At 70.8% G+C, this 26,752-nt stretch carries 28 protein-coding genes; 18 read left to right on the top strand and 10 right to left on the bottom strand.

The genetic code is table 11. The annotated features are described in order from the left end of the window. Positions 1-66: 66 nt before the first annotated feature. The 3 genes from AB0C38_RS38935 to sepH all read left to right on the top strand — a co-directional run bounded on the left by AB0C38_RS38935 (position 67) and on the right by sepH (position 2,909). A complete protein-coding gene (locus AB0C38_RS38935) occupies positions 67-729 on the top strand; it encodes a response regulator transcription factor (protein ID WP_360682882.1) in 663 nt (220 codons plus the stop codon). Further along, the gene (locus AB0C38_RS38930; RefSeq protein ID WP_360682880.1) at positions 726-1,877 is read left to right on the top strand and encodes an ATP-binding protein; all 1,152 of its coding nucleotides are present in this window, start codon (positions 726-728) and stop codon (positions 1,875-1,877) included. The genes AB0C38_RS38935 and AB0C38_RS38930 overlap by 4 nt, the downstream gene beginning before the upstream one ends. Before the next feature lie 189 nt (positions 1,878-2,066). Then, entirely contained in the window at positions 2,067-2,909 is an 843-nt protein-coding gene (sepH, locus tag AB0C38_RS38925) for a septation protein SepH (protein ID WP_360682878.1), read from the top strand. On the opposite strand, the gene AB0C38_RS38920 is transcribed toward sepH, so the two are convergent. Continuing rightward, a complete protein-coding gene (locus AB0C38_RS38920; protein ID WP_360682876.1) occupies positions 2,906-3,259 on the bottom strand; it encodes an MmcQ/YjbR family DNA-binding protein in 354 nt (117 codons plus the stop codon). The genes sepH and AB0C38_RS38920 overlap by 4 nt on opposite strands. A 57-nt stretch (positions 3,260-3,316) precedes the next feature. Between AB0C38_RS38920 and AB0C38_RS38915 the strand changes: the two genes are divergently transcribed. Then, positions 3,317-4,774, top strand: a complete 1,458-nt coding sequence (locus AB0C38_RS38915; protein ID WP_360682874.1) for a hypothetical protein — start codon at positions 3,317-3,319, stop codon at positions 4,772-4,774. Here AB0C38_RS38915 and AB0C38_RS38910 read toward each other — a convergent pair. After that, entirely contained in the window at positions 4,771-5,382 is a 612-nt protein-coding gene (locus tag AB0C38_RS38910; protein WP_360682872.1) for a DUF2537 domain-containing protein, read from the bottom strand. The genes AB0C38_RS38915 and AB0C38_RS38910 overlap by 4 nt on opposite strands. 39 nt (positions 5,383-5,421) lie before the next feature. Beyond that, on the bottom strand, positions 5,422-6,228 hold the full coding sequence (locus AB0C38_RS38905) for an RNA methyltransferase (RefSeq protein ID WP_360682869.1): 807 nt from the start codon (positions 6,226-6,228) through the stop codon (positions 5,422-5,424). Positions 6,229-6,439: 211 nt separating this feature from the next. On the opposite strand from AB0C38_RS38905, the gene AB0C38_RS38900 reads away from it, so the two are divergent. From AB0C38_RS38900 to AB0C38_RS38875, 6 genes are all read left to right on the top strand, one after another. Next, positions 6,440-7,939 carry a glutamate-cysteine ligase family protein gene (locus tag AB0C38_RS38900; RefSeq protein WP_360682867.1) on the top strand — a complete coding sequence of 500 codons (1,500 nt, stop codon included), beginning with the start codon at positions 6,440-6,442 and terminating at the stop codon, positions 7,937-7,939. 16 nt (positions 7,940-7,955) lie between these two features. After that, positions 7,956-8,552, top strand: coding sequence for a TetR/AcrR family transcriptional regulator (locus tag AB0C38_RS38895; RefSeq protein WP_360682865.1), 597 nt, complete (start codon positions 7,956-7,958; stop codon positions 8,550-8,552). Positions 8,553-8,625: 73 nt separating this feature from the next. Further along, positions 8,626-9,285 (top strand): biliverdin-producing heme oxygenase, encoded by a 660-nt coding sequence (locus AB0C38_RS38890; protein ID WP_360682863.1) that lies wholly within the window; start codon positions 8,626-8,628, stop codon positions 9,283-9,285. Positions 9,286-9,482: 197 nt separating this feature from the next. Beyond that, positions 9,483-10,106, top strand: a complete 624-nt coding sequence (locus AB0C38_RS38885; protein WP_155540693.1) for a superoxide dismutase — start codon at positions 9,483-9,485, stop codon at positions 10,104-10,106. Between the two features lie 102 nt (positions 10,107-10,208). Then, positions 10,209-11,012: an arylamine N-acetyltransferase gene (locus tag AB0C38_RS38880; protein WP_360682861.1), complete on the top strand. Its 804-nt coding sequence runs from the start codon at positions 10,209-10,211 to the stop codon at positions 11,010-11,012. 242 nt (positions 11,013-11,254) lie between these two features. Then, positions 11,255-11,419, top strand: coding sequence for a hypothetical protein (locus AB0C38_RS38875; protein ID WP_360682859.1), 165 nt, complete (start codon positions 11,255-11,257; stop codon positions 11,417-11,419). Here the strand turns inward: AB0C38_RS38875 and AB0C38_RS38870 are convergent. Together AB0C38_RS38870 and AB0C38_RS38865 are read right to left on the bottom strand one after the other, a co-directional pair. Then, positions 11,416-12,672: an MFS transporter gene (locus AB0C38_RS38870; RefSeq protein WP_360682856.1), complete on the bottom strand. Its 1,257-nt coding sequence runs from the start codon at positions 12,670-12,672 to the stop codon at positions 11,416-11,418. The genes AB0C38_RS38875 and AB0C38_RS38870 overlap by 4 nt on opposite strands. A gap of 119 nt (positions 12,673-12,791) precedes the next feature. Then, positions 12,792-13,223: a MarR family transcriptional regulator gene (locus tag AB0C38_RS38865; protein WP_360682854.1), complete on the bottom strand. Its 432-nt coding sequence runs from the start codon at positions 13,221-13,223 to the stop codon at positions 12,792-12,794. A gap of 107 nt (positions 13,224-13,330) precedes the next feature. Between AB0C38_RS38865 and AB0C38_RS38860 the strand changes: the two genes are divergently transcribed. After that, a complete protein-coding gene (locus AB0C38_RS38860) occupies positions 13,331-13,867 on the top strand; it encodes a hypothetical protein (protein WP_360682852.1) in 537 nt (178 codons plus the stop codon). Here the strand turns inward: AB0C38_RS38860 and AB0C38_RS38855 are convergent, their stop codons facing one another. Further along, positions 13,868-15,337 (bottom strand): NCS2 family permease, encoded by a 1,470-nt coding sequence (locus tag AB0C38_RS38855; protein WP_360683038.1) that lies wholly within the window; start codon positions 15,335-15,337, stop codon positions 13,868-13,870. 82 nt (positions 15,338-15,419) lie between these two features. Between AB0C38_RS38855 and AB0C38_RS38850 the strand changes: the two genes are divergently transcribed. Continuing rightward, complete coding sequence (locus AB0C38_RS38850) at positions 15,420-15,647, top strand: DUF2530 domain-containing protein (protein WP_257921062.1); 228 nt, start codon at positions 15,420-15,422, stop codon at positions 15,645-15,647. 12 nt (positions 15,648-15,659) lie between these two features. On the opposite strand, the gene AB0C38_RS38845 is transcribed toward AB0C38_RS38850, so the two are convergent. Continuing rightward, positions 15,660-18,479, bottom strand: coding sequence for a molecular chaperone Hsp90 (locus tag AB0C38_RS38845; protein WP_360682850.1), 2,820 nt, complete (start codon positions 18,477-18,479; stop codon positions 15,660-15,662). Continuing rightward, positions 18,460-20,355 (bottom strand): DUF3027 domain-containing protein, encoded by a 1,896-nt coding sequence (locus AB0C38_RS38840; RefSeq protein WP_360682848.1) that lies wholly within the window; start codon positions 20,353-20,355, stop codon positions 18,460-18,462. The genes AB0C38_RS38845 and AB0C38_RS38840 overlap by 20 nt, the downstream gene beginning before the upstream one ends. A 51-nt stretch (positions 20,356-20,406) precedes the next feature. Here AB0C38_RS38840 and AB0C38_RS38835 point away from each other — a divergent pair, with 51 nt between their 5' ends. From AB0C38_RS38835 to AB0C38_RS38825, 3 genes are read left to right on the top strand one after another with little or no spacing between them, the layout of a single operon-like run. Further along, positions 20,407-21,174 (top strand): glutaminyl-peptide cyclotransferase, encoded by a 768-nt coding sequence (locus AB0C38_RS38835; protein WP_360682846.1) that lies wholly within the window; start codon positions 20,407-20,409, stop codon positions 21,172-21,174. 49 nt (positions 21,175-21,223) lie between these two features. Then, entirely contained in the window at positions 21,224-23,131 is a 1,908-nt protein-coding gene (locus tag AB0C38_RS38830; protein ID WP_360682844.1) for an MFS transporter, read from the top strand. 11 nt (positions 23,132-23,142) lie between these two features. Continuing rightward, a complete protein-coding gene (locus AB0C38_RS38825; RefSeq protein WP_360682842.1) occupies positions 23,143-23,619 on the top strand; it encodes a DUF2771 family protein in 477 nt (158 codons plus the stop codon). On the opposite strand, the gene AB0C38_RS38820 is transcribed toward AB0C38_RS38825, so the two are convergent. After that, positions 23,616-24,005: a cold-shock protein gene (locus AB0C38_RS38820; protein ID WP_360683035.1), complete on the bottom strand. Its 390-nt coding sequence runs from the start codon at positions 24,003-24,005 to the stop codon at positions 23,616-23,618. The two genes, AB0C38_RS38825 and AB0C38_RS38820, sit on opposite strands and share 4 nt — an antisense overlap. Positions 24,006-24,138: 133 nt before the next feature. Between AB0C38_RS38820 and AB0C38_RS38815 the strand changes: the two genes are divergently transcribed. After that, complete coding sequence (locus AB0C38_RS38815; protein WP_360682840.1) at positions 24,139-24,375, top strand: hypothetical protein; 237 nt, start codon at positions 24,139-24,141, stop codon at positions 24,373-24,375. Here the strand turns inward: AB0C38_RS38815 and AB0C38_RS38810 are convergent. Further along, positions 24,372-24,992, bottom strand: coding sequence for an HAD hydrolase-like protein (locus AB0C38_RS38810; protein WP_360682838.1), 621 nt, complete (start codon positions 24,990-24,992; stop codon positions 24,372-24,374). The genes AB0C38_RS38815 and AB0C38_RS38810 overlap by 4 nt on opposite strands. 100 nt (positions 24,993-25,092) lie before the next feature. On the opposite strand from AB0C38_RS38810, the gene AB0C38_RS38805 reads away from it, so the two are divergent. Continuing rightward, positions 25,093-25,692, top strand: a complete 600-nt coding sequence (locus AB0C38_RS38805) for a TetR family transcriptional regulator (protein WP_360682836.1) — start codon at positions 25,093-25,095, stop codon at positions 25,690-25,692. Further along, positions 25,689-26,657: a R2-like ligand-binding oxidase gene (locus AB0C38_RS38800; protein WP_360682834.1), complete on the top strand. Its 969-nt coding sequence runs from the start codon at positions 25,689-25,691 to the stop codon at positions 26,655-26,657. Before AB0C38_RS38805 ends, AB0C38_RS38800 begins: the two co-directional genes overlap by 4 nt. Positions 26,658-26,752: the final 95 nt, after the last annotated feature.

Genomic DNA, 26,752 nt, shown 5'->3' with positions numbered 1-26,752 from the left:
GCATTCGGGCGCGCTAAGCGACGTCGCTTATGCGGTCCTTATGGCCTCCCTGCGCAGACTGGGCGGGTGCGCGTGCTGGTGGTGGAGGACGAACGGCTGCTGGCCGACTCCGTGGCGGAGGGGCTGCGGCGGTTTTCGATGGCCGTCGATGTCTGCTACGACGGTGAGCAGGCCCTGGAACGGGTCGGCGTGCACGGCTACGACGTCGTGGTCCTCGACCGCGACCTGCCGAAGGTGCACGGCGACGTCGTGTGCGCCGCGGTGGTCCGCGCGGGCGGCGAGGCGCGCGTGCTGATGCTGACGGCGGCCGCCGACGTCACCGACCGCGTCGCGGGCCTGGGCATCGGTGCCGACGACTACTTGACGAAGCCGTTCGCCTTCGCCGAGCTGGTCGCCCGGGTGCAAGCGCTTTCGCGGCGCGCCCGGCCCGCGTTGCCGCCGGTGCTGGAGCGCGACGGCGTCGTGCTCGACCTGCCGCGGCACCAGGCCGCCCGCGACGGCCGGTTCCTGCTGCTCTCGCCGAAGGAGTTCGCCGTGCTGGAAGTGCTCATGCGGGCGGAGGGCAGGGTGGTCAGCGCCGAGGACCTGCTGGACAAGGCGTGGGACGAGCACGCCGACCCGTTCACGAACGCGGTCCGCGTCGCGGTGATGACACTGCGCCGGAAGCTCGGCGACCCGCCGGTGATCGGGACCGTGCCCGGCGCCGGCTACCGGTTCGGCACCCCGTGAACGGCATTTCGGTCCGGACGAAGCTGACGGCCTGGTACGGCGCGCTCTTCCTGCTCGCCGGCCTGGTGCTCGTGGTGATCAACTACCTGCTGGTGCAGAGCACGCTGCCGGACCCGGCCCGGGTCGCCTTGACGACGATCGGTTCGGCCGACCTGACGTACGGCGTCCCGGCCGACACGGTGGGGGGCTCCCAGGGCGTGGCGGTGCGGCTGCTCAGCGGCTCGCTCGACGAGTACCGCTCCTCGACGCTGTCCACGCTGGTCGTCGGCTCGGCGATCGCGCTGGTGGCGACGGCGGCGCTGGCCGTGCTGTTCGGCTGGCTGATGGCGGGGCGCGCGCTGCGACCGCTGCACGACATCACGTCGGCGGCGCGGCGGCTGGAAGCGGGCAAGCTCGACCGGCGGATCAACCTGGAGGGCCCGCCCGACGAGCTGAAGGAGCTGGCGGACACCTTCGACGGCATGCTCGACCGGCTCGCGGAGTCGTTCGACAGCCAGAAGCGGTTCGTCGCGAACGCGTCCCACGAGCTGCGGACGCCGCTCGCGGTGCAGCGGACGCTGATCGAGGTGGCGATGGCCGACCCCGAAGTGGCGCCGGAGCTGCGGAAGCTCGGCACGCACCTGCTGCACACGAACGAGCGCAGCGAACGGATGATCGAGGGCCTGCTGATCCTGGCCCGCAGCGACCGCGGGCTCACCGCGCGCGCCCCGGTCCGGCTGGACGAGGTGGTGGCGTCGGTGATCCGGGCCACGGCTTCGTCGGCGTCTTCGGCGGGGGTGACGGTGGAGACGCGCCTGCGGCCGCGCACGGTGGCGGGCGACCCGGTGCTGCTCGAGCGGCTGGTGACGAACCTGGTGGTCAACGCGATCACGTACAACGCTTCGGGGGGCTGGGTCTACGTCGAGGTGCGCGGGGATCCGGCGATCGAGATCCGCAACTCCGGGCCGGTGGTGCCGCCCGAAGCCGTGCCGACGTTGTTCGAGCCGTTCCGCCGGGTCAACGGGGCGGAGCGGACCGGGGACACGCGCAACGCGGGGCTGGGGTTGTCGATCGTGCGGTCCGTGGCCCAGGCCCACGGCGGGTACGCGGAGGCCCAGCCTGGCCGGCGCGGCGGTCTGACCGTGACGGTCCGGTTGCCGCCTTCATGATCCACTCGATCGTGACTGACTGTGTCCGGCGTGTCACCCGGCGGCCGCCGACCTGGGTGATCCATGATGCGGACGTCGCGAATTGAACAGTGGGCAGTTCTGCATGGACTCGGCGCGCCTCGCACGTCAAGCCGACGCGCCGTTCTAACGTGGGCACCCACAACGGTGAAGCATCGGGGAAGGCGAACAATGCGCACGCTTCGGGTAGTCGGGTTGCACGAGGACGGTAAGTCCATCGTGTGCGAAGACACCGCGAGCCAGACGCGTTTCCTCCTCCCGGCCGATGAGAGACTGCGCGCGGCGGCGCGGGGAGACATCACCCGCCTCGGCCAGATCGAAATCGAGTTGGAGAGCCAGATGCGGCCACGCGAGATCCAGGCGCGAATCCGCGCCGGCGAATCAGTCGAGCAGGTGGCGAGCGGCGCCGGCATCTCGGAGCAGCGCGTCGAGCGTTACGCCTACCCCGTCCTCCTCGAGCGGTCCCGGACCGCCGAGCTCGCGCAGAGCGCCCACCCGGTCCGTGAAGACGGCCCCGACGTGCAGACGCTCGGCGAGGTCGTCGCGTACGGCTTCGGCGTCCGTGGGCACGACTACTCGCAGGCCACCTGGGACTCCTGGAAGGGTGACGACGGCCGCTGGGTCGTCGTGCTGCGGTGGAAGGCCGGCCGGTCGGACAACCGCGCGCACTGGGCGTTCTCGCCCGGGGCGCACGGCGGCACGGTCATGGCGCTCGACGAGAACGCCGAGGTCCTGCTCGACCCGAACGCCTACCGGGCGCCCCGCACGGTCCGCGCCCTCGACCCGGCCCGCGACGCGGAGTTCCAGCCGACGCTGGACTCGGTGCCGCCGGACCACGCCGAGCTGCCGGCCGCCGAGCCGGACCCGGACGACGACACCCGCGAGATCCCCCGCGTCCCGGCGGATCCCGAGGACGACACCGCCGACCAGCCGCGGCCGAAGGCCAAGAAGAATCACCCGATCGTGCCGTCCTGGGAGGACGTGCTGCTCGGGGTCCGCTCACAGCGCGGCTAGTCCAGGAGCGCCGCGAGCGTCTTCGGGGCCACCTGGCGGTAGGCCTCCCGCACGATCCGGTCGATCTCACCCCAGTCGACGTCGACGTCCAGCCGCACGCCCAGCCAGCCGCGGTGCCCGACGTACGCCGGCCGGAAGAAGCGCTCGGGCTCGGTGCGCACCAGCTCCTCCTGCGCACCGGGTGGGGCCGGGCACCAGAACGCGAGCCTGCCGTCGCCGTGGTGGTCGTCGGCGAACATGACGAACGTCTTCTTGCCGCGCACGAACCACGCGGGCGACCCGTGGCTGAGCCGCTCGGTCGCTTCGGGCAGGGCCAGGCACAACTTCCGCAACGCGTCGAGCTGCCGCATCACGCCAGGTTACGATGTCACGCTGAGGGAGGTATCGGTCATGCAGCGTGACATCCGATGACGACGATGGCGCCGCCCGCCGAGCAGGCGTGGCTCCTGCGGCTGGGCGAACTGCGGTTCCGCGTCTTCTCCGGCGCCCCGGTCGTCGAGGTTTCGCCGGCGCAGTGGGGGCTCGACGCCCACGCCGTCCGGCAGGCCGCGGCCGGCCGCCGGTACCGCGAAACCCCGCCCGGCCAGGCCGGTTTCCTGCGGTTCGAGTTCGCGCCCGGCTCCTTCCCGCCGCACTTCGACCGCGGTCCCGGCACGGACACCGACCGGCAGCGGCTCGGGAGCCTGCTCGGCCAGGAGGAACAGTTCTGGGCGAGCACGCGCCGGCTGCGGCTGAGCCGGGCGGACGTCGGCGCGGTCGCGGCGGCCGCCGGGATGATCGTGGTGGCCGAGGTCGCCGACCCGACCGACCGGCTCCTGCTGCTGCGCCGATCCGGGCTGCCGGACGAGGAACTGCGCCCGCACACCCGGCAGCGGATCACCCGGGCGCAGGTCTGGGCCGGGGTCGGCGGCCTGTTCGCCGCCTGCGTGGTGGCCGCGGTCGTCTGGGTGCGGCTCGCGCACCGGGCGCTCGGCCCGATGCTGCTCATCTCCGGCGCCACCGCGGTCCTGCTCGTCACCGGAGTGGTGATGCGGGTCGTCGCCGGCCGGTCGCCGCGCCTGCCGTGGCTGGACGCGCCGTTCCACGGCGGCCCGCAGGTCGCCGTCCCGTTCCCGGCGTCGCTGTCCACCGAACTCCTCGGCGAGGTCGCCTCGCTGTACGGCTACTTCTACGGCGGGCCATTCGACACCGGCCGCAACGGCGAGTCGTTCCTCTTCGCGAAGTGCCGTCCCGGGCTGGTGTTCGGCACGCCATCGGAAACCCGTCCCGCGCGACCCGTCTTCGAACCCCCAGCCGGTTCGCCGGACCGGGAGCAGTGGCTGCGCAACCACCTCGACGGCCGTGACGAGCTGTGGGTCAGCGTCCGGCACGCGAAGCTCCCGCCGGCCCGGATCGCCGAGATCGCCGGTGCCGAGGGCCTGTCCGCCGTCGCGCACTTCGCCGATCCCACCGACCTGATCCTGCTGCTGCGCCGCCCGTCGGCACCTCCGGCCGCGTTCAGGAAGTTCCGGATGTCGTTCGTCGGCTTCCTCGCCCCCGCGGCGTGGGTCCTGCTGTGCTTCGGCGGCAGCGCCGTGACGGCCGCCGTCACCGGAAACGAACGCCTCTTCGCGATCGGCTTTTACCTCACCCTGCTCGGCGTGCCGCCGCTGCTGTGGGTGCTGCGGATCTTCCCGCGCTCGGCCCGCGTCGGCTGGCTGGCGAAGGAGTTCACCGGGAAGCACAGCGTCAGCTTCTTCACCGGCCAGTTCGACGTCTCCCCCGAGCTCGCCGGGCGGATCGCCGGCTACCACGGTTACGTCTTCCGCTCCCAGACCCGGACGCGCGCCCAGGGCACGCTCGCCACGTTCGTCCGGTACCGCTAGAAGGCGATCACCAGCACACCGATCCACGCGATCACGACACCGCCCGCCGCGCCGTACGCGGCCCAGCGCAGGATCGGGGTGCGGCGGATCAGCCACAGCGACGGCGCGATCCCGGCCGTCACGACGACCGATGCCACAAGCGCCAGCCAGCCGCTGGTCTCGCGGGCCAGCGTCGAAGCCAGCGCCAGCATGGCCACCACGACCACGGCCGCGATGAACGCCGAGACGGTCAGCCCGGTCAGCCACGGCGTCGGCTCGCCGGGCGGGCCGGCCGGGCCGAGCACCGACCGGACGAACCGGTGGCCGGGCGATTCGGGCCGCGGGGCCGGTTCGACGACTGTGTCGGCGCCGGTCACCGGGTCCACGAACCGCACGGTCGTGCCCATCACCGAGGCGAGCCGGCCGGCCAGCTGACGGCCGCGCTGCGAGACGACAGCACCCGCTTCGGCACCGGAGTCGGCGGAGACCGCGGACGCGACGCGCGCCCACTCGTGCAGGGCTTGCGCGAGGTCCGCGCCGATGGCGAGCTTGTGCGGGTCGACCTCGCGCGCCTGCTCCCCACCGGGTCCGGCGAGCACCGCGCGCTCACCGCGGATCCGCAGCTCCATGGTGTCCCTTCGCGCCGGTTTCGCCTCGAAACCGAAACCTTAGTGGGCTCGCGCCAGTTCGTAGAAGGCCACGGCGGCGGCCGTCGCGATGTTGAGGGAGTCGACTCCGGCCGGCATGGGTATCCGGACCGCGTGATCAGCCGCCGAGAGCGCCGTTTCGGTCAGACCGGGACCTTCCGCGCCGAACAGCAGCGCCACCCGGCCGGGTGCGTGCGCCCGCAGCTCGCGCAGCGGGACCGAGTCCGGCCGCGGCGTGAACGCGGCGACCGCGAACCCGCGCGCCCGCAGGTCGTCGAGCCCGCCCGGCCAGTCCGTGAGGTGCCCGAACGGCACGCACAGGACGTGGCCCATCGACACGCGCACGCTGCGCCGGTACAGCGGGTCGGAGCAGCCGGGCCCGAGCAGCACGCCGCCGACGCCGAGCGCGGCCGCGTTGCGGAAGAGCGCGCCGAGGTTTTCGTGGTCCCCCACGCCTTCCAGCACGGCGATCGTGCCGGCCTCCGCGACGACTTCGGAAACCGTCAGCGGCGCCGGCCGGTCCGCGACCGCGAGGATCCCGCGGTTGAGGTGGAAGCCGACGACGTCGGCCATCGTCTCGGCGGAAGTGGCGTACTGGGGCGCGTCGACCCCGGCGAGGTCGTCCGCCAGCTCGGCGAACCGCCGTTCGACGCCCAGCAGGGCCCGTACCGGGTACCGGGACGCCAGCAGCCGGGACACCACGACGGTGCCTTCGGCGATGACGAGTCCCTTGCCGCCCGGGCGGTCCGGGCGGCGGTCCGCTGTGGACAGGCCGCGGAAATCATCGACCCGGGGGTCGTCGCGGCCGGCGATGTGGATCAGGCCCATCCCACCAGTCTGTCATCCGCTTGCCGGGCGGCTCACTGGTCCGAACGTCCCGCGAGCGGTGGTACGAACGGCGGTATTTTGCTTTCGGTTAACCCCCCGTGACGGAGAGCACCAGTTTGGCCGCTAGCCCGGTTGCATCGGCTGTGTAACGGTTGTCCGCCGGGACCTGGAACACGTCCTAGTTCGACGTCGACGAAAAGCAGGGATGGTCATGGGGATGGACCTCGCGGCTCAACCGTTCAACACGCTCGACCGGGGACGGTACCGCCGCAAGGTGCAGCGTTGCCTGGACACGTTGGCCCGCATGCTCACCGACGGCAGTTTTTCTTTCCCCCGCAAGAACATCGGCCTCGAGGTCGAGCTGAACCTGGTCGACCGCGAGCTGCGCCCGTCGATGACGAACACCGCGGTGCTGGAGGCGCTCGACGACCCGTCGTTCACCACCGAGCTGGGCCAGCACAACATCGAGCTGAACGTGCCGCCGCGGCCGCTGGCCGGCGATTCGGCCCTCCAGCTCGAGGACGACCTCCGCGCGTACCTCGCCACCGCGGCGTCGAAGGCCCGCGACACCGGGTCGTCGCTGGCCATGATCGGCATCCTGCCGACGTTGAAGCACGAGCACTTCGACCAGAAGTGGCTGACCAACAAGGCCCGCTACGCGACGCTGAACGACCAGATCTTCGCCGCGCGCGGCGAACGCACGGTACTCGCGATGGAAGGCGCGCCGCTGCCGGGCCAGCAGCCCGAACGCCTGCGCAGCTACGCGGAGTCGATCCTGCCGGAGGCCGCCTGCACCAGCGTGCAGCTGCACCTCCAGGTCGCGCCCGAGGAGTTCGCGGCGCACTGGAACGCGGCGCAGTGCCTGGCCGGGCTGCAGATCGCGCTCGCGTCGAACTCGCCGTTCCTGCTGGGGAAGGCACTCTGGCACGAGACGCGGATCCCGCTGTTCCTGCAGGCGACCGACACCCGCCCGGAAGAGCTGAAGAACCAGGGCGTGCGGCCGCGCGTGTGGTTCGGCGAGCGCTGGATCACGTCGATCTTCGACCTGTTCGAGGAGAACGTCCGCTACTTCCCCGGCCTGCTCCCGGAAACCGACGCCGAAGACCCGATCGAGGCGCTCGACGCGGGCCAGGCGCCCAAGCTCACCGAGCTGCGCATGCACAACGGCACCATCTGGCGCTGGAACCGTCCGGTGTACGACGTCGTCGACGGCCTGCCGCACCTGCGGATCGAGAACCGGGTGCTGCCGGCCGGGCCGACGGTCGTCGACACCGTGGCGAACGCGGCGTTCTTCTACGGCGCCCAGCGCGCGCTCGCCGAGGCGGAACGCCCGGTGTGGAGCCAGATGTCCTTCCAGGCGGCGGAGGAAAACCTCTACGCCGGCGCGCGCCGCGGCTTCGAAGCGCAGCTGTACTGGCCGGGCATCGGCTGGATCCCGCCGGACGAGCTGGCGCTGCGCGTGCTGCTCCCGCTCGCCCACGAGGGCCTGCGCCGCTCCGACGTCTCCGACGAGGCCCGCGAGCGCTACCTCGGGATCATCGAGCGCCGCTGCCTCGCACGGCGGACCGGGGCGACCTGGCAGCGCGACTACGTCCTGCGCGCGCAGGACCGCGGGCTGGACCGCGAAGCGGCGCTGACCCGGATGCTGGGGCGCTACCTGGAGCTCTCGGAGTCGGGCGAGCCGGTGCACACCTGGACGTTGGGTGATTGACCGCTAACCTGGGTCGATGCCGAAGATTCTCGGTGAGTCGCTCGAGGCGCACCGGCGTGAGGTGCGGACGCGGGTCTTCGATGTCCTGCGCGCCCAGCTCTACGAACGCGGCTTCGACGCGATCACGCTCGCCGGCGTCGCCGCGGCGGCGGGGGTGGGCCGGACCGCGCTCTACAACCACTTCCCCGACAAGGAAAGCCTGCTCGTCGCGTTCGTCGAGGACGAAGCGGCCCGGTACGTCACGCGGCTGACCGAAGCCGTCGAGGCGCACGCCGACCCGGTCGACCAGCTCGCGACGTTCGTCCGGCTGCAGCTGCGCGTGCTGGCCGAGTACCACATGCCGCCGGGTACGGCGCTCGCGTCGGCGCTGGCGCCCGCGGCGTACCGGCGGATCAGCGCGCACGCCGACCCGATCACCGACCGGCTGCGCGCGATCCTGGCCGGCGGCGTCGATCTGGGGCGCTGGCCAGCCGAGGACCCGGACGTCCTGATCCCGATGATCACGGCCGCGCTGGGCAACCGGACGCTGGTCGACGGGCCCCCCGAGCAGCTGGAAGACGTCGTCGAGGCCGCGGTGCGGTTCGTGCTCCGAGCGGTCGGAGCCACGATTTAGGGTAGCCTTACCCGAAGAAATGGCCTACGCTCTTTCTGACAGCGTGTCAGATCGATCGCCGGGAGGCTGCCCCATGTCGGTGACCACGGACGCCCGCCCCTTCTCGGCGACGCTGCGCGCGTCCACCCTCCAGGTGCACGAGAAGGCGAACTACTCGACCTACATGCGCGCCCTGCTCGGCGGCGAGCTGACGCAGGAGGGCTACACCCAGCTGGCGGTCCAGTACTACTTCATCTACAGCGCGATCGAGGCCGCGAGCGACACGATGGCCGGCCACCCGGTCGGGGGCGAGTTCGTCTTCGACGAGCTGCGGCGGCTGCCCAACCTGGAGCGTGACCTCGCGCACCTCGTCGGCCCCGACTGGCGCTCGACGATCTCGCCGCTCGCCTCGACGCAGGCGTACGTCTCGCGCGTCGGCGAAGCGTCTTCGTGGGCGGGCGGGTACGTGGCGCACCACTACACGCGCTACCTGGGCGACATCGCCGGTGGCCAGGCCATCCGGCGGCTGCTGGAGAAGACCTACGACGTCGCCGAGGTGGGCACGCTCTTCTACCACTTCGAGGGCATCGGCAGCGCGCCTCGCTTCCGTGACCGGTACCGCGCGAAGCTGGACAACGCGCCGTGGGACGAGGCCGAGCGGGCGCGCGTGATCGACGAGACGCTGGTGGCGTTCGAGTGCAACGTCGCGGTGTTCGAGGAGCTGGCTTCGCGCCTCGACGAGTACCGCGCCTGAATGATCGTTCTCACAGCTCGTTGACCTCCAGTTAGGTCCAGGTAGCAGGCTCGGTTTCGGGTGGTACGCCCTCGGGTACGCCACTATCGAGCCCGTCGTCCCACGCAGTGACGACCACGCGCCCCCGCTCGCCGCGGCAGGTCGTGTGCTACTAGGTTCGGTACAGGAAACTTGTGTCGAAGACAGAAGGAGGGCCAATGGCCCGCTACGAGCTCCCCGATCTCGACTACGACTACAGCGCCCTCGCGCCGCACATCTCGGGCGAGATCAACGAGCTGCACCACAGCAAGCACCACGCGACCTACGTCAAGGGCGCGAACGACACGCTCGACAAGATCGCGGAAGCCCGCGACGCCGGCGACTTCGGCAACATCGTCGGTCTCGAGACCACGCTGGCCTTCAACCTGGCCGGCCACGCCAACCACGTCGTGTGGTGGAAGATCCTGTCGCCGGAAGGCGGCGACAAGCCGACCGGCGAGCTGGCCGCGGCGATCGACGAGGCGTTCGGCTCCTTCGACAAGTTCAAGGCGCAGTTCACCGCCGTGTCGACCACGATCCAGGGCAACGGCTGGGGCGCGCTCTCCTGGGACCCGATCGGCAAGACGCTGATCACCCAGCAGCTGCGCGACCACCACAACAACCTGATCCTGCCGACCGTGCCGATCCTGCTGGTCGACGTCTGGGAGCACGCGTTCTACCTGGACTACAAGAACGTGAAGCCGAAGTACGTCGAGGCCCTGTGGAACATCTTCAACTGGGCTGAGATCTCCAAGCGGTTCGACAACGCCGTCGCCGGCGGCAACGGCCTGCTGCTCGGCTGAGCACGCGGTTCGCGAACGGGGTCCCCCTTCGGGAGGGCCCCGTTTTCGTCGTCGGGTGAATTCGCTTGACCTCGAGTGTGGTCGAGGTGTGAGAGTTGACCCATGGACGTTGACGCATATCTGGCCCGGCTCGGTGTCGCGTGGCCCGCGGCGGCCGACCTGGCGACGGTGCGCCACCTGCAGGAACGCCACCTGGCCGTGGTCCCGTTCGAGAACCTGAGCATCCACCTCGGCGAGCCGGTCGAGCTGGACGAAGCAGCGCTGGCCGCCAAGATCGTGGGTCGCCGCCGGGGCGGCTTCTGCTACGAGCTCAACGGCCTCTTCGCGGGCCTGCTGCGCGAACTCGGATTCGAGGCTTCGCTGCACGCGGCCCAGGTCTACCGCCCGGACGGCACCCTCGGCCCACCCCTGGACCACGCGGCGATCGTCGTCGAGCTCGACGAGCCGTGGCTGGTCGACGTCGGCTTCGGCCGGTTCTCCCGGTACCCGCTGCGACTGTCCGGCGTGGACGCCCAGTCCGATCCGGACGGTGAGTTCCTGGTCCTGGACGCCCCTCACGGCGACGTCGACGTACTGCAGGACGGCAAGCCGCAATACCGCCTGGAACGCCGGCCACGGCCCCTCTCGGACTTCATCCCGATGGCCTGGTGGCAGTCGACGTCCCCGAAGTCCCACTTCACGAAGTCGCTGACGTGCTCCCGCCCGACGTCCCAGGGCCGCGTGACACTCTCGGGCGACAAGCTGATCGAGACGGTCGACGGCGTCCGGCACGAGGTCGTGCTGCCGACCGAAGCCGCGATCCGCATGGCGTACCGGGTCTACTTCGGCCTCCCGCTGACGCGGCTGCCCACGTCACCGGGTGAGAGTCCCTTGACGAGCGGAGCGCTCAGCCCGACACTGCCGTAAATGAACGAAGCCCCGGCCTGGGGTTCCCAGGGCCGGGGCTCCGTCCGTTCCCGAACTGACTGCCGCTCCCACCACGAAGCGGACGTGTATGAGGTTAGCCTAACCTCATCTCTTGAGGCAAGAGTCCCTTTGGGGAGACCCCGATCTCACCCGTCCGAGTGACGCTGCGTCGCGACTACGGAACGGGGTCTCTCAATCACGGTTCGTCGCACCCGGCGGCACAATGCCGGGGTGACCGCTCATTGTTCGTCGACGAGAGCAAGCGCGGCGGCTATCTCGTCACCGCCGCGGCGGTACTGCCCGGACAGCGGCGATTGCACTTCACTCACGAGAGCGACAACCGGCGCAAGCAAATCCTCGATGTCATCGCGGAACTGCACCCGGCGGTCACGATCTACGACGGCTAGACCTTCGCCCGCTTGAGCACCCGAAGCCCGAACCCCCGCTGAACCGGCCACGAAACCCCGCCCCGCCGGATCAGCACGATCGCACAGACCACGGCAGCCAAAGCCGAAACCGCCCCACCGATGTAGAAGGGAGACCGGCCACCGAACGCCTGCGCCATCCACCCGACCATCGGGCCGCCGATCGGGTTGCCGCCGATGAGCACCAGCACGTACAGCCCCATTACGCGGCCGCGCATCTCCGGGCTGACCGACGTCTGCACCAGCGCGTTCGCCGTGTTGAGGAACGTCATCGTGGCGAAGCCGAGCGGGATCAGGCCCAGGCCGAACGTCAGGTAGTTCGGCATGAACGCCGTGATCAGCTCGAACACGCCCAGGAAGAACGCCGAGATCAGCATCAGCCGCACCCGCGGCCGGCCCTTCGTCCCGCGGCGGGCCGACATGATCGCGCCGGTGAACGTGCCCACCGCGACCAGCGTCGACAGCAGGCCGTAGCCGTCGGCCGCGGTGTGGAAGACGTTCGCCGCGACGATCGGCAGCGAGCTGAAGTACGTGATGCCGAACGTGCTGACGAACAGCACCAGCACCATCACCGTCATCAGGTCCGAGCGCCGCCGGACGTAGCGCAGGCCTTCGGCCAGCTGTCCCTTCTCGCGCGGCACCGCCGCGACGCGGAACAGCTTGTCCGGGTTCATCATGACCAGGCCGGCGATCACCGCGAGCGTGCTGACCGCGTTCGCGATGAACAGCCAGCCCGTGCCGATCCACGTGATCGCGAACCCGGCGATCGCCGGGCCGACGATCCGGGCCATGTTGAAGATCGACGAGTTCAGCGCGACCGCGTTCGCGATCTGGTCTCGGCCGACCATTTCGGCGACGAACGACTGCCGCGTCGGCACTTCGAGCGACGCCGTGATGCCGAGCGTGAAGCAGAGGAGGTAGACCTGCCACAGCGCCACGAGCCCGGTGATGTCGAGGACGCCGAGCACCACGGCCTGCGAGCACGCCGCGGCCTGGATCCAGGTCAGCAGCCGCCGCTTGTCGACGCGGTCGGCGAGGACGCCGGCCCACAGCGAGAGGAACAGGGTCGGCGCGAACTGCAGCGCCACCGCGACGCCGAGGGCGATCGGGTTGTTGCCGCTGAGGGTGAACACCAGCCAGTCCTGGGCGATGCGCTGCATCCAGGTGCCGATGTTCGAGATGACCTGGCCGGTGAAGAAGAGCCGGTAGTTGCGGACCCGCAGCGACGCGAACATGCTGCCGCGGCGCGGGGTTTCCGCGGATGGTGGCGAAGAGGACGGCGGTGGCGCCGTGTCCCGGGTAGCAGTGGTATCGATGGAACGCTTCGTTTCGCTACCCGTGGCCGTCACCGTGGTTAGTTCCCCGCCATCCTGTCTATGATTTCGGCGGCTTTCGAGAGCACTTCGCGCTCTTCGTCGCCGAGTTCCGCCAACTGCCTGTCCAGCCACGCCTCCCGCACGGAGATGGCCTTCTGCACGTAGGCCAGCCCGCTCTCGGACAACTCGACGATGGCCTGCCGGCCATCGGTCGGGTGCGGGCGCCGCTCGACGAACCCCATCTCCTCGAGCGCGGCGATCACCCTCGTCATCGAGGGCGGCTGGACGCCTTCCTTCGCGGCGAGCTGACCCGGGGTCAGCGCACCGCACTTGTGCAGGGTGGACAGCGCGGCGACCTGCGTCAGCGTCAGATCGTCCCCGACGCGCTGTGCCCGCAGCCGGCGGTTGAGCCGGACCACCGCGAGACGCAGACGGCTCGCCAAGGAGCGTTCGTGCGTGTCGCCGGACATATAGTTAGCATACCTTACGAAACTTCGGCCGCACGGGTGATCTCCGTCAACCCGCAACCTGGAATAGGGCCGCGCGTCCTCTCCGAGGGACGAGACCTGGGGGTCGGATGAACAAGAAGCTGGTGGGATCGGCCGTGATCGGCGTGGCGGTCCTGGCGATCGTGGTGGCGCAGTTCTGGCGCGGCGAAGAGGCTCCGGCCGCCGCACCACCACCGGCGCCGGTGATCGCCCAAGGCGCGCTGGAGGTCTACCGGCTCGCGGACGCGGACGGTCCCGGCTCGGCGATCGAGATCCCGGTGCCGTCGTCCTGGGCCGTGACCCGCGACCAGGAGCACGCGAGCTTCCGCCACGGCGATCTCCTGCTCGAGACCGACCGGGTGCCGATCACGCAGGAGGACGCCCTCAGCGGGCTCCAGGCGGTGGCCGGCCGGCAGGGCGGCACGGTCGTCGAGCACGCCCCGATCGCCGAACGCGACGCCGCGGAATGGGACTTCACCTACGAACGAGACGGCGTAACCCGGCGGGTGACCGTGGTCGGTCTCGGCGCCGGCGACGCCCTGGTGACGATCCGGTTCGAGGCCCCGGCCGCGGAGTTCGAGCGCGACCGGAGCGTCCTCGACGAAGCCCTGAAGATCAAGGGCTGATCAGCGGAACGCCGCCTGGAGCGGGCCGACCGCGAAGTACGCGACGAACGCCACCGCGATCACCCACATCAGCGGGTGCACCTGGCGGGCCTTGCCGGTGGCCGCGCGGATCACGACGTAGCTGACGAAGCCGGCGCCGATGCCGTTGGCGATCGAGTACGTGAACGGCATGACGACGATGGTCAGGAACGCGGGCAGCGCGATCGCGTAGTCGGTGAAGTCGATGTCGCGGACTTGCGACATCAGCATCGCGCCGACCACGACCAGCGCCGGCGCGGCCGCCTCGACCGGCACGACCTGGTAGAGCGGCGTCAGGAACATGGCGGCGATGAACAGCACGCCGGTGACGACGTTCGCCAGACCGGTCCGCGCACCCTCGGCGATACCCGACGCCGACTCGACGAACACCGTGTTCGAGCTGGCCGAGCCGAACCCGCCGGCCGCGCCCGCGAGGCCCTCGACGAACAGCGCCTTGCCGGCGTTGGGGAGCTGGCCGTCCTTCGGCAGCAGGTCGGCCTCTTTCGCGAGGCCGGTCATGGTGCCCATGGCGTCGAAGAAGTCGGCGAGGACCAGGGTGAACACCAGCAGGCAGACGGTGATGATCGGCAGCCGCGTCCAGGCGCCGAACGAGACGTCGCCGACGAGCGAGAGGTTCGGCAGGCCGACCACCTGGTCCGGCAGCGCCGGGTAGCCGAGGTTCCAGCCCTTCGGGTTCGTGCCCTGCGACGGCCCGGCCTTGACGATCGCCTCGACGACGATGGCCAGCACGGTCGACGCCAGCACGCCGATCAGGATCGCGCCCTTGACCTTGCGCACGACCAGGATGCCGGTCAGCAGCAGGCCGACGACGAACACCGCGGTCGGCCAAGAGGCGATCGAGCCGTTGATGCCGAGGCCGACCGGGACGGTGGTGTGCGCGTCGTCCGGCAGCCGGCGGACGAACCCGGCGTCGACCAGGCCGATCAGGCAGATGAACACGCCGATGCCGACGGCGATCGCGGACTTCAGCGCGGCCGGCACCGCCCGGAACACCGCGGTGCGGAACCCGGTGAGCACGAGCGCCACGATGATGACGCCCTCGATGACGACCAGGCCCATCGCCTCGGGCCAGGTCATCTGCGGGGCGATGGTGACCGCGACCAGGCTGTTGATGCCCAGGCCGGTCGCGATGGCGAACGGGTAGTTCGCGACCAGCCCCATGAGGATGGTCATGACGCCGGCGACCAGCGCCGTCACCGCGGCGACCTGCGACACCGGCAGGATGCCGCCGAGGAGGTCCTTGTGCGCGCCCGCGTCGGCGGCCGAGAAGCTGCCGATGATCAGCGGGTTCAGCACCACGATGTAGGCCATCGTGACGAAGGTGACCAGGCCGCCGCGCAGCTCGCGCGGGACGGTCGAACCCCGTTCGGTGATCTTGAAGAACCGGTCCAGTGTGGACGTCCCGGTGCGGGTCGTCTCCTGCTCCGCCATTGGCCTGCCCATTCTGTCGCTGCTGCGGAGTACCCTGCACCTCGTGAGTGATCCGAGCAATCCACCGGAGGTTACGGGCTCGTTGCGGCACACGCCGGAACTGCCCAAGAAGCTGACCGACCTGACGCCGGTGGTGATCGTAGGCACCTCGATCTGGGCTGTCGCGCTGGTGGTGCTCTTCTTCACGACTTCGGGGCTGTGGGTGCAGACAGCGCTGTCCGGCTTCGCGCTCGGGTTCATCGGCATGGCGATCATCACCTGGCAGCGGGCCGCCGCCCGGCGGGGCTCGAAGTCGGCTCAGCGCCTCTGAGCCCCTTGCCGCTTACGCCAGCAGCGTCCGCGGCGACGGGTCGTCGAGCAGCGCGGTGATGAGGTGCCGGTCGGGCCAGCGCTCCGCCGCCCAGGCGAACGCGCGGGCCAGGCCTTCGGATGTGTCCGCCGCGTGCAGCCGGTCGTCCGACCACCACTGGACGTCGTGCTCGGCGCCCTGGATCGACACGGTCAGGGGGTCGTGCACCAGGACGCCGCCGTCGGGCAGCGGAATGCCGAGCTGGTCCGCGACGAGCTTCAGCGCGGGCAGGTCGGCCCAGGGCGCGTACTCGCCTTCGCTGGTGACCGTGGCTTCTTCAGTGCTGGCGAGCGGGAGGTCGAGCAGGTCCGCGAGGCGTTCGGGATCCTCGGGCGCGACGATGTACTGGTCGGCTTCCAGAGCCCCGGCCACCCACGGCACGTCGAGGACCAGCGCACCGTCCACTACGGACCCGTCGGCGGCGCGGACGGCGGCCGGCGGCCGCGGCTCGAACCCGGACTCGGCGGCGGCGTCATAGGCGCGAGTGGTGAGTCCACTCGAGATCGTCCGATCCGGATCCCCGAGCCGCTTCAGGACATCTTCGACTTCATCCACATTGGACAGTCGCAGGTCCGTTCGCACTCCGGCGGTCTTGAGCAGGTCTTCGCCGAGCCCGAGCTCGGGCACCTCGTCGTAGAGGCCGGCCAGGTCGGCGCCGGGCAGGCGCCACTCGCTCGGGGCGAGCCCGCCGAGCACGGCGTACTGCGCGATCCACCAGGCCGCGTGCCCGCGGGGCGCGCGCAGGGCCTGCAACGTCTCCGGGCGCGCGGCGAGCAGCTTGAGCGCGGCGGGCCAGGCGTCGTCGGCGACGAGGTCGAGGTCCCGGATCGCGACGAGCGTCGACGGCGGCTCCGGCAGTGAGTCCCACCAGGCTTCCTCGTCCGGCAGGTCGTGGTCGGGTTCGTGCGGCTCGTCGTCGACGACCAGCGCGAACGAGTCGAGCACGCCGGCGGCCTGGAGCGTGCCGTCCGGCCAGTCTTCGGCGAAGTCCTCGTCGAGGACGTCGAGCGCGCCGTCCTCTTCGAAGACCTCTTCGTCGAAGATGTCGACGAGCGGCGACGCCGGAAGCACGAGCTCGTCGGCGCGTCGCCAGGTGTCGGTGGCGGGCAGGGCGAGCGCGCCGACCCACCGGGGAGCGTCGTCCCCGCAGTCGGCGATCAGCCGGAGGACGGCACCCGCGAGCGTCGTACCGTCCAAACCGGACTTGATGTCTTCGACGCTGCGCTCGACGGCGTCCCGCAGCTGGTCGGCGTTGAGCAGCTCACGCGCGTCGGCTTGCTTGGCGCCCAAGCGTTCCAGCAATGGGTGCGATGCGGCGGGGTGCACCAGCCGCAGCCCGGGAATATCCACGTCGGACAGGAGTTCGAGCAGCTCGGCCGAACCCTCGACCAGCAGGCTGCCCCGGGCTCCGGGCAGCGTCCGGCCGTCGGAGAGGGGAACGGGCAGGCCGTCCAGCCGCTCACTGGCGAGCGCGTGGGACTCGACCGCTTTGGCCAGCGCCGCGTAGACGTCGTGCCACCAGGTCGGCTCGCGGGAGACGCCGGTAAGCGTTTCCAGCACTTCTTCGATGCTGATGACCTGCGCCGCAACGGCTTTCAGCACGCTGGCGGGAGCCGCGCCTTTGAGCAGCCCAGGAACGACGTCAGCGATCAGTTCGGGCAGCTCGGGAACGTCGACGTCGAGCACCTTCGCCTGCCGCCCGGCGACTTCACGACCGTCCTGAGTGGACAGCCACGGCTCGGCGCTGAGGTTCGCCAGCACTTCGTCGCGCAGCTTTGCGTCCACAGTGGACTTCGGGAACCCTGGCACGGGCACGAGCGCGAACCGCTGTTCCGGCAGCAGCAGCCTCACGAGCCGAACGTACTCGCCGGCGGCGTTCCCGAGTGCTTCGTTCAGCTCGGGCCCAGGCAATGCCCGGCGGCGCGAAGGTTCGACGGGAACGGGCGCGAGAAGCCTGGCGGGCAACGAGAGTCCGTCGTCGGTCGGGGTGGGGGCGTGCAGAACGTCTTCACCGAGCGGCTTCGGAATGCCCTCGTTGTCGACCGGCACCGCCCAGACGACGTCACCACGATGGGTCAGCCACCGGGTTTCCTTTTCCGGGCCCCGGATTTCGACGATGTCGCCGTCGGCTCGTCGTGTCCAAACGCGACCGTCCACATCGGCCTCGGCCAGCCACGGAAGGGCGAGCAGCAGGTCCCCGATGTCCTCGCCGAGCTGATCGAGAAGAGCGCGCCCGTCGACGTCGTCCCTGAGCGGCAGCCGGACTTCGGTGTCGAAGCCCGCCGGGACGTCGGCGTCCACCGGCCACGGCAGCCGCAGGACGGGAACGTCCCCTTGAATGGTGGCGGCAGCGCGTGTTTTCTCAGCGGAGAAGACGACGCCACCGGTGGTGGAGACGACGCTGGGAGCGTCGGAAACGGTGCGCACAGCGGCAAACCCGACGCCAAAGCGCCCGACGGTGTCCCCGGTCTTACCGGACGCCCGCAGGGAGGCGAGGGAAGCGACCCCGCGCGGGTCGAGCGGGGCACCGGTGTTGGCGAACCTGAGTTCCCGGTCCACAAGGGACACTTTGACCCGGCCAGGCTGCCCCGAGGCCATGGCGGCATCGGCGGCGTTCTGGGCGAGCTCGACGAAGAGCCGGTCCCGATAGGCGCCGACGCGCAGGTCGCGCTCGACGTTGGTGTCCTCGATGAGCCGGGTGGGCGAGTCCTGCCAGGCGCGCAGGGTGGCGTCCCGGAGCCGCGCGGTGCCGAAGGGATCGGCGCCGTGCGGCTCAGAGGGTGCGGTGGTCACCGGTGGCTTCGGCGGCCGTGCCGGTCACCACGTTGTCGGTGAGGGCGGCTTCGGGGACCTCGACTTCCTGCTCGGTCACCTCGACGAGCGCCGGTTCCGCCTCAGCGGCATCCGACTCCCCGGCCTCATCAGCCTGAACCGGCTCCGCAACCCCGGCGGCGGACAGCCGGCCAACCTCGCCCAGTGCCTCCGCGGAGTTCACGTCAGCCGCATCCGACTCTGCGGCGGCCGGAGTCTCAGCCTGTTCGAGCGATTCGGAAGCCGCCTGCGGCTCGACGACCGCATCGGTCACCTCAACCTGAGTCGGCTCCGCAGGCTCCGGCACCTCAGTAGCAGCCAGCTCAGCCACCTGCGGCTCGGCAACCGCATCGGTCACCTCGACCTGGGTTGACTCCGCCTCCGCGGGGGTGTCAGCAACCGCCTCGGCCTGAGTCGGCTCCGCCGCCGCACGCTCCGGCACCTCGGCCGGAACCGCCTCAGCCTGCACCGCATCGACAACCGCTGGTTCCTGCACCTCAGCGGCAACCGGCTCGGCGACAACCGCATCGGTCACCTCGGCCTGGGTCGGCTCAGCTTCTGCGGGCTCCGGCACCCCGGCAGCAGCCGGCTCGGCAACCTCAGCCTGGGCGGGCTCCGCATCCACCGACTCCGTTGCATCAGCCGCGACCGGCTCGGCAACCGCATCGGTCACCTCTGCCTGGGTCGGCTCCGCACCCGCGGGCTCCAGCACCTCGGCGGCAACCGGCTCAGCGACCACATCGGCGACCTCAGCCTGCGCCGACTCCGCCATAACCGGCTCGGCAACCGCATCGGTCACTTCAGCGTGGGCCGGCTCCGCACCCGCGGGCTCCGGCACCTCAGCTGCAACCGGCTCAGCGACCACATCGGTCACCTCAGCCTGGGTCGGCTCCGCATCCGCAGGCTCCGCCACCTCCGCCGCAACCGGCTCGGCAACCGCATCGGCCACCTCAGCCGACTCCGACTCCGCCGCAACCGGCTCACCAACCGCGGCCGGCGACTCCTCAAGCTGAGCAGCCACCTCCGGCTCGACCTCCGCCGGCGACACGTCCGACTCCTCGATCGCCGTCTCCGGCTCGGCCGCCGGCGTGTCCGCCACCTCCGAAGGGGTGAAGTCCAGCAGTGAGTCGTCGTAGACCAGCTCGGCCACCGGGACCGAGGATGTCACCTCGACCTCTACCTCCGAGTGCGCTCCGCACCCGTACTCCACGTCCACCACGTGGCCGTCCGCCGGGGCGATGTCGTTGCTGCACACTCCGAACACGCCGCGCAGGGACCCCGCCAGCGGGACGAAGAACCCGCACGTCCCGCACACGTCCGGCGCACTGCGGGCCATGTCCGAGCGGGGCCCGAACTCGCCGCCGTGCCAGCGCGACGCCGCCTCGGTGCGGCCGTAGCGGGACAGCACGTGGATGCGGCCCAGGCCCGCGTCGCGGGAGACCTCCTCCACCGCCGGGTCGTCCGACTGCAGGTACGCCGGGGCCAGGCGGGGGTCGTTCTCGTCCGTCGGGAAGATGTCGCCGACGCCGAGGTCGCCCGCGCGCACCCGGCGCTCCCACGGCACCCACGCCGGGGCGATCAGCGCCTCGGGGCCGGGCACCAGCACGACCTCGCTGACCGTCACCGGCTCGTCGTCGCCCGCCAGTGCGACCGTCACGCACCAGCGCCAGCCGCGATGGCCGGGCACCTGGGCCTCGAACAAGTGACTCGCCGTGACCGCGTCTTCACGCGAAACACCGACGTGAGTGCCGATCTGCTCCCCCGGCGTTTCGTCGAGCACTGCCGCGCGCGCGAACTCCACCGCATCGGCGAGCTTGCGCTGCACGGAACCGTCATCGAGGGTCAGCAGCAGCGTCATGCGGCCAATTGTGCCGCACGCTTCCCAGGCGCCCGTGCCAGGCTGTTCATCGTGCGCACGCCGATCATCACCACGCTGCTGGTGGCCGCCGCGCTGGGCGGCTGCGCCAGTGCCCCCGGCCAGGAGACGAGCCCGGAACAGCTCACCGTCCAGGTCGTCTCGACCCTGCCGCACGACCCCGCCGCCTTCACCGAAGGCCTCGAGTTCGCCGGCGACACCCTCTACGAGAGCACCGGTCTCGCCGGGCAGTCGACGCTCACCGCGGGCCCGGCCGGCGGACCGCCGAAAACCACGGCCACGCTCCCCTCACCTCTCTTCGGCGAGGGCGTCACCGTCCTCGGCCCGACGCTGTGGCAGCTCACCTGGCAGGACGGCTTCGCCATCGAACGCGACGCCAAGACCCTCGCCGAGCTGCGCCGAACCAAGTACGAAGGCGAAGGCTGGGGACTCTGTCACCAGGCCGACGGGCGGCTCGTCATGAGCAACGGCTCGTCCCGGCTGACCTTCCGCGACCCGAAGACCTTCGCCGTCACCGGCAGCGTCGACGTCGGGCGCGACCAGCTCAACGAACTCGAGTGCGTGGGCGGCGACGTCTACGCAAACGTTTGGCACACCGACACCATCCTGCGGGTCGATGCCGCCACCGGACACGTCACCGGGATGATCGACGCAGGTCAGCTGCGCGCGCGGCTGAACAGAACCGGCACCGAGGACGTGCTCAACGGCATCGCCGCCGTGCCCGGGACGGACGAGTTCCTCCTCGCCGGGAAGCAGTGGCAGGTCACGTTCCGGGTGAGGTTCGTCCCGAAGAACGCGTAAAGCACGGATGAGCAGGCGGAACCGACCCCCGGTAAGGCAGGATTGAGACGTGGCACTCTTCGGCTCCCGCTCCGACGGCTCCGGCTCGCAGCCGCGCGGCCGCAAGTCGAAGCGGCGCTGGACGCCGGAGCCGGGCGCGGCCCAGGCCAAGCCGTGGCGGGAGGCCGGCGCCCCCACCCGGGCGGAGCCCACCCGCGTCGAGCGCCGGAGCGCGCCGCCGCCCACCCGCGTCGAACGGCCCGTCCCGCCGCCACCCCCACCGTCTCCTCCGCGTGGCGGCTACTACGGCGACCCGGTGCCGAACGCGAACGAAGCCCCGACCGCCGCCGCGCCGATGGGGCACCGGCCACCGCCGCCCCCGCGGGGCGCCCGGCCCTACGACCCGAACCGCACCGAGCCGGTCCGCCGCGAGCAGCCCGGGTTCTACCAGGGCGAACAGCGTCCTGGCAGCGGTGAGTACGAGCACTACGACACCGGCGGCTACGCGGGCGAACCGCGGCCGCCCGAGCCGGAGCCCCTGCCGCCGCGGGAGGAACCGCGCACCCCGGGCGGCACGCCGAAGCTGCCGAAGAAGATCACCGTCACGCGGGTCGCGGCGATGCGCAGCCGGCAGCTGACCGGCCAGGCCGTCGGCGCCTTCCAGCGCGCGACGAAGGCCGACGGCGCCGAAAAGTCCGGCCTCACCTCGCTGACCTACGCCGTGATGCTGAACTACGCCAGCGACGCGGCGATGGCGATCGCGCTGGCCAACACCCTGTTCTTCGCCGCGACCAGCGGCGAGAGCAAGGGCAAGGTGGCGCTCTACCTGCTCATCACGATCGCGCCGTTCGCGCTGGTCGCGCCGGTGATCGGGCCCGCGCTCGACAAGGTCCAGCGCGGCCGGCGGCTGGCGATGTGCGCGTCGTCGGTCGGCCAGGGGCTGATGGCCGTCGTGATGGCGCTGCACTTCGACGACTGGCTGCTCTACCCGGCCGCGCTCGGGATGATGGTGCTCTCGAAGTCGTTCACCGTGCTCAAGGCCGCGGTGACGCCCCGGGTGCTGCCGTCGGAGATCACGCTCTCCAAGACCAACGCCCGGCTGACGACGTTCGGGCTGGTCGCCGCCGGCACGTTCGGCGCGCTGGCCAGCGGCATCAACGCGATCTCCGGCGCGGCGGGCGCGCTCTGGTTCACCGCGCTGATCTGCGTCGCCGCCGCCGTGCAGTCGATGCGGATCCCGGCCTGGGTCGAGGCGACCGAGGGCGAGGTGCCGACGTCGCTCTGGGCGCACCCGACCGAGAAGAAGCGCCGCCAGCCGATGGGGCGCCACATCGTCGTCGCGCTCTGGGGCAACGGCTCGGTGCGCATCCTCACCGGCTTCCTCATGATGTTCGCCGCGTTCGCGGTGAAGGCCCAGACCGAAGGCACCGGCCAGACGCCGTTCATGCAGCTCCTGCTGCTGGGCGTGATCGGCGCCGCAGCCGGGGCCGGCGGGTTCCTCGGCAACGCGCTGGGCTCGCGGCTCAGCTTCGGCAGCCCGGACCAGGTGATCGTCGGGTGCGTGGCGGGCTGCGTGCTGGCCGCGCTGGTCGCGACGATCCTGCCCGGCCTGGCCACGGCCGCGATCGTCGGCCTGGTCGGCGCGACGGCCAGCGCGCTGGCCAAGATCAGCCTCGACGCCGTCATCCAGGAAGACCTGCCCGAGGAGTCGCGCGCGTCGGCGTTCGGCCGGTCCGAGACCGTGCTGCAGCTGGCCTGGTGCTTCGGCGGCGCGGTCGGCCTGCTGCTGCCGCCGACCTACTGGATCGGCTTCATGGTCATCACGATCCTGCTGGCGATCGGGACGACCCAGACGTACCTGGTGCGCCGCGGCGGCTCGCTCGTGCCGGGCCTCGGCGGCGACCGGCCGCTGCGCCCCGAGCCGACCGGCAGCTTCCCGGCCCAGGGCCTGCCCAGGGACCCGGCGCCCCGCCGGTAGGCTCTGCGCACATGCGACGTTCCCGGGTGGTGGCCCTGCTTGCGGCCGGTGGGTTCGCGGTGGCCGGCTGCTCGGCGCCCGGCCCGGCCGAGGTCACCTTCTACGCCGACGGCCACACGATCAACACCGCGCCGGTGCTCACTTGTGATTACTCCCAGCAGCTCGCGCAGCCGTGCAGCGCCAAGGGCGACACGAAAACGCTGAAGGTCCGCCCGGGCAAGCCCGTGCAGATCTCGGTGCCCGGCGAGGTCGCGGACGCGCCGTGGCAGATCGTCTACGAGTACGTGACCCCGCAGGGCGAGTACAAGCAGAGCGACCCGATCCCGTTCACGTCGCTGGACCGGTACGCCTACACCGTCAGCCCGCCGACACCCGCCGACCGCATCTCGGCGGTCGACGTGCAGCGGTACACGGCCGTGCTGAACGCGGGCACCGGCGAGTCGGGCCTGCTGCCCAGCGACGTGTGGGGTCTCCGGCTGGAGGCCTAGGGATCGATGTCCCGGGCCACCGCACGCATGATCTCGCCGATCTGCTTGGTGTGCTTGCGATCCGGGTAGCGGTTGCGCCGCAGGTCCGGCTGCACCTTGAGCTCGAGGAGCTTGATCATGTCCTCGATCAGGCCGTGCAGCTCCTCCGCCGGGCGACGACGCGCTTCGGCGACGGACGGCGGCGGGTCGAGCAGCCGGACGGAAAGCGCCTGGGGCCCGCGGCGGCCGTCGGCGACGCCGAACTCGAGCCGCTGCCCAGCCTTGAGCCCCTCGACGCCCTGCGGCAGCGCGGCCTTGCGGATGTAGACGTCGGCGCCACCGTCGTCCTGCGTGACGAAGCCGAAGCCCTTCTCCGCGTCGTACCACTTGACCTTGCCGGTCGGCACTTCCCTCACCAGTCCTTCTGCTGTCCCGCTCACGACGAACGCGCCCGGTGGGCGTACCCAGGGCGCGCTCCGCAAAGCGTATCTCGCCACAGGCCCTGGGGAGAAGTCGATACCGGCGGATACCCTCTGCTTCATGACGACCGCGACGAAGGAGGCCACCGTGGCCGCCCCCGGCAAACCGTTCCTGATGCGCCTCGGCATCGGGCTCTTCGGCATCGGCATGCTGGCCGTGCTCGCCGTGTTCATCATGTTCGCCGCCGGTCTGGAGAACCTGCCGATCTGGCTGTCGGTCGCCGCCGGCGTCGTCACCCCGCTCGGCTTGCTGCTGGGCCTGATCGCGCTGGTCCGCGAGGCGCGCGCCAAGAGTTAAGAGACGGCCGCGAAGGTCCGCTCGAACCAGTCCGGGAACTCCGTCAGCGAGTCGAACACCACTTCGGCACCTTCGCTGAGCAGGAGCATGCGGTCGCACGGACCCGTCGTGACGCCCACCGGGATCGCGCCCGCGGCGAGTGCTCCCCGGACGTCGCCAGCGTGATCTCCGACATACACCCGGGCGTCATGCGCCAGGAGCGCCTCCGCCTTCTGCGTCGACCACAGCTCGCCGACGAGCTCGTCGACCTCCAGGCCGAGCGCGTCCACGTGCAGCTGCGCGTTGGGCGCGTACTTCCCCGTGACGACCAGGGTGCGCCCGCCGGCCGCGCGCACCGCCCGCAGCGCCTCGGCCGCGCCCGGCAGCGCGACGGTGATGGGCACGACCAGCTCCGGGTACAGCGCGCGGAACCGGTCGACCAGGCCCGGGATGCGCTCTTCGGGCGCTTCGAAGCCGCGCAGCGCGTCGTCGAGGGGCGGCCCGAGGTTGGCGGCGAAGTGCTCTCCGTCCAGTGCCAGCCCCGATTCGACGCCGAGCGCGTTCATCGCCGCGACCATGCCCGGCCGCGGGTCGATCAGTGTCATGTCGAGGTCGAACCCCACCGTGATTCCATCCATGCCCACACCTGCACCGTAGCTGGCACCACCGACAGATTTACACACGAACCGATCATGTACAGCGCCTTGACAGTCGGGTGATCTGTGTCAAGGTGGAGGTGTGACCAGCTTCACTGACCGGACGAAGGCGTCCCTCCGGGAAGCCTTGCTCGACGCCGCCGCGGACCTGCTGCCCGAGGGCGGCTACGCGGGGCTGCGGATGGCCGACGTCGCGGCCCGGGCCGGCGTGAGCAGGCAGACCGTCTACAACGAGTTCGGCAACAAGGCGGCGCTGACCCAGGCGGTGGCACTGCGCACCGCGTCGGAGTTCCTCGACGGGATCCGGCAGCGGTTCGAAACGGCGGACGGGCTCCTGGCGGGCATCCACCACGCCGTCGTCTACACGATCGAGCACGCGCGGGAGAACCGCCTGGTCGCGGCGGCGCTCGGCACCGAAGCCGGCGAGGACCTGCTGCCGCTGCTCACGACCAGGGGCGAGCCGATCCTCAGCGCGGCCGCCGAGCTCGCCGCCGAGCAGTACCGGGAGCTCGAACCGGGCCTTTCGGCCGAAGCGGCCGCCCTGCTCGCGGAGACCGTGGTGCGGCTTTCCCTGTCGCACCTGGTGCTCCCCACGCATTCGGCGACCGAAGCCGCCGACGCCGTCACCGCCGTGCTGGAACCCGCCATCCGCCAATTCGTCCACAATGGAGTGACACGATGACCGACACGCTCGCCGAACTGCGGACCGGCTTCTCCTCGCTGCGCAAGGGCGGGCTGAACTGGGACTCGTTCCCGCTGCGGCTGTTCGTCAAGGGCAACAAGAAGTTCTGGAACCCGGCCGACATCGACTTCAGCCGCGAACGCGAAGGCTGGGACACGCTCAACGACGAGCAAAAACGCAGCACGACGTACCTGGTCGCCCAGTTCATCGCCGGCGAAGAAGCGGTCACCGAGGACATCCAGCCGTTCATGCGGGCGATGTCGGCGACCGGCCGCTTCGGCGACGAGATGTACCTGACCCAGTTCTGCTTCGAGGAAGCCAAGCACACGGAAGTGTTCCGGCGGTGGATGGACGCGGTCGGGCTGACCGACGACCTCCACCCGTACGTCGCGGAGAACCCGCACTACCGCAAGCTGTTCTACGAGGAGCTACCGCAGTCGCTGCGGGCGCTGGAGGACGATCCCAGCCCGCTCAACCAGATCCGCGCGAGCGTGACGTACAACCACGTGATCGAGGGCAGCCTCGCGCTGACGGGCTACTACTCGTGGCAGCTGATCTGCACCCAGCACGACATCCTGCCGGGCATGCAGGAGCTGGTCCGCCGCATCGGCGACGACGAGCGCCGCCACATGGCGTGGGGCACCTTCACCTGCCGCCGCCACGTCGCCGCGGACGACTCCCTGTGGGACGCGGTCCAGCAGCGGATGGGCGAGCTGCTGCCGCACGCGCTCAGCATGATCCAGTGGGTGCAGGACCAGTTCGAGGAGGTCCCCTTCGACACCGACCCGGAGGAGATCATCCAGTACGCGGCGGACCGGGCCCAGCGCCGCCTGGGCGCGATCGAGTCGGCGCGCGGGATGCCGGTGGAGCAGATCGACGTCGACTACTCGCCGGAGCAGCTGGAGGACACGTTCGGCGAGGAGGACGCGAAGGCGATCGCGGAAGCGGCCGCGGCGGTTTCCTGACCAGCGTGCCGTGAGGGGCACCTTCAGGGCTTACGCGGTTGTTCTTGTACCAGTCGACGGTGTCGCGCAGGCCGGTGTCGATGTCGACCTGCGGG

This window comes from Amycolatopsis sp. NPDC048633 (genome assembly GCF_040650695.1).
Lineage (GTDB): Bacteria > Actinomycetota > Actinomycetes > Mycobacteriales > Pseudonocardiaceae > Amycolatopsis.
The sequence above is the reverse complement of the archived record's forward strand: the minus strand, read 5'-3'. Positions and strand labels throughout refer to the sequence as shown.